The 2855-nt window shown below is 66.1% G+C and carries 2 protein-coding genes; both read left to right on the top strand.

The features are described from left to right. The first annotated feature begins 2 nt into the window (after window positions 1-2). Window positions 3-1838, top strand: a complete 1836-nt coding sequence (locus B5D80_RS32595; protein WP_088647756.1) for a 2-oxoacid:acceptor oxidoreductase subunit alpha — start codon at window positions 3-5, stop codon at window positions 1836-1838. Further along, window positions 1831-2855 (top strand): 2-oxoacid:ferredoxin oxidoreductase subunit beta (locus B5D80_RS32590; protein ID WP_088647755.1); only part of this gene is annotated, 1025 nt, incomplete at its 3' end. The genes B5D80_RS32595 and B5D80_RS32590, both read left to right, overlap by 8 nt.

The raw sequence follows: 2855 nt of genomic DNA, 5'->3' as shown, positions 1-2855 counted from the left end.
AGATCCGTCAGTTGGACCGGGTGGTGATCCGGTTTGCTGGTGACTCGGGTGACGGGATGCAGTTGACGGGGGACAGGTTCACCTCGGAGACGGCGCAGTTGGGTAATGATATTTCGACGTTGCCGAATTTCCCGGCGGAGATTCGGGCGCCTGCGGGGACGTTGCCGGGGGTGTCGAGTTTCCAGGTGCATTTCGCTGATTATGACATTCTGACGCCGGGGGACGCGCCGAACGTGTTGGTGGCGATGAATCCGGCGGCGTTGAAGGCGAATGTGGGTGATCTGCGTCGGGGTGCGGACATCATCGTGAACACCGATGAGTTCACGCGTCGGAACCTGGTGAAGGTCGGGTATGCGGTGTCGCCGTTGGAGGACGGGTCGCTGGAGGGGTTCGTGGTGCATCCGGTGGCGTTGACGTCGATGACGGTGGGTGCGTTGGCGGAGTTGTCGGTGTCGAAGAAGGACGCCGAGCGGGCGAAGAACATGTTCGCGTTGGGGTTGTTGTCGTGGATGTACTCCCGCCCGTACGAGTCGACCCTACGGTTTCTGGAGCGGAAGTTCGTCAAGCGGCCGGATCTGGTGGCGGCGAACGTCGCGGCGTTCAAGGCGGGTTGGAACTACGGCGAGACGACGGATTCGTTCTCGGTGCGGTACGAGGTGAAACCGGCGAAGATGGTGCCGGGCACCTACCGCAACATCACCGGTAACGCGGCCCTGTCGTTGGGGTTGGTCGCGGCGGGGGTCCGGTCGGGCCTGCCGGTGTTCCTCGGCGCGTATCCGATCACCCCGGCGTCGGACATCCTGCACGAGTTGTCGAAACACAAGAAACTCGGTGTGGTCACGATGCAGGCCGAAGACGAGATCGCCGCGGTCGGCGCCGCCCTGGGCGCCTCCTACGGCGGCGCGTTGGGGGTGACCACGACCAGCGGCCCGGGTGTCGCGTTGAAGTCCGAGACGATCTCCCTGGCCGTCGCCCTGGAGTTGCCCCTGGTGGTGGTGGACGTGCAACGCGCCGGCCCGTCGACCGGCCTGCCCACGAAGACCGAGCAGGCCGATCTGAACATGGCCCTGCACGGCCGCCACGGTGAGGCCCCCGTCGCGGTGATCGCCGCGAAGTCACCCTCGGACTGTTTCCACGCCGCCCTGGAAGCCGCGCGGATCGCGTTGACCTACCGCACCCCGGTGATCCTGCTGTCGGACAACTACGTCGCCAACGGTTCCGAACCGTGGCTGCTGCCCGACGTCGACGCCCTGCCCGACCTGCGTGTGGAGTTCGCCACCGCACCCAACGGCGACGACGGCGTCACGTTCCTGCCCTACCTACGCGACCCGGACACCCTGGCCCGGCCCTGGGCCGTGCCCGGCACCCCCGGCCTGCAACACCGCATCGGTGGCCTGGAGAAAGCCGACAAGACCGGCGACATCTCCTACGACCCGGCCAACCACGACTACATGGTCCGCACCCGCGCCGCCCGCATCGAGGCCATCGACGTGCCCGACCTCGACGTCGACGACCCCGACGGCACCGCCCGGACCCTCGTGCTCGGCTGGGGCTCCACCTACGGCCCGATCGGCGCCGCCTGCCGCACCCTGCGCCACCGCGGCCAACCCATCGCCCAGGCCCACCTACGCCACCTCAACCCCCTCCCAGGCAACCTCGGCGACGTCCTATCCGCCTACGACCGCGTCGTCATCCCCGAGATGAACCTCGGCCAACTCGCCCAGGTCATCCGCGCCCGCTACCTGATCGACGCGATCACCTACAACCAGGTCCGCGGCCTACCCTTCACCGCCGCCGAACTGGAGACGATGCTGGAAGAGGTCTGCAAAAATGCCTGAACCCGTCGCCCTCAAACTCACCGGCAAAGACTTCAAATCCGACCAGGAAGTCCGCTGGTGCCCCGGCTGCGGCGACTACGCCATCCTCGCCGCCGTCCAACAATTCATGCCCGAGTTGAACATCGCCCGCGAGAACACCGTGTTCATCTCCGGCATCGGCTGCTCATCCCGCTTCCCCTACTACATGAACACCTACGGGATGCACTCCATCCACGGCCGCGCCCCCGCCATCGCCACCGGACTGTCCGTCACCCGCCCCGACCTGTCCGTCTGGGTCGTCACCGGCGACGGCGACGCCCTGTCCATCGGCGGCAACCACCTCATCCACGCCCTACGCCGCAACGTCAACCTCAAGATCCTGCTGTTCAACAACCGCATCTACGGCCTCACCAAAGGCCAGTACTCCCCCACCAGCGAAACCGGCAAAATCACCAAATCCACCCCCGCCGGATCCGCCGACGCCCCCTTCAACCCGCTGTCCCTCGCCCTCGGAGCCGAAGCCACCTTCGTCGCCCGCACCATCGACTCCGACCGCAAACACCTCCAAACCGTCCTGCGCGCCGCCGCCGAACACCACGGCACCGCCTTCGTCGAGATCTACCAAAACTGCAACATCTTCAACGACGGCGCCTTCGACCAACTCAAACAACCCGACACCCGCGACGACTACCTCATCCGCCTCGAACACGGCCAACCCATCACCTTCGGCCACAACCAACAACACTGCGTCGTCCACCCACCCCACGGCTTCGGCCTCGAAATCCGCGACACCGCCACCACCCCACCCGAAAACATCGTCACCCACGACACCACCATCACCGACCCCGCCTACGCCTTCGCCCTCACCCGCCTCCCCCAACCCGACCTCCGCAACACCCCCATCGGCATCCTCCGCCAAACCCAACGCCCCACCTACGACACCACCGTCCAACACCAAATCACCACCGCCCGAAACACCACCACCGACACCCCCGAACAACAACTCACCACCCTCCTCCACACCGGCGACACCTGGAC

The organism is Micromonospora wenchangensis (assembly GCF_002210435.1).
In the GTDB taxonomy this organism is placed as follows: Bacteria; Actinomycetota; Actinomycetes; order Mycobacteriales; family Micromonosporaceae; genus Micromonospora; species Micromonospora wenchangensis.
The sequence above is the reverse complement of the archived record's forward strand: the minus strand, read 5'-3'. Positions and strand labels throughout refer to the sequence as shown.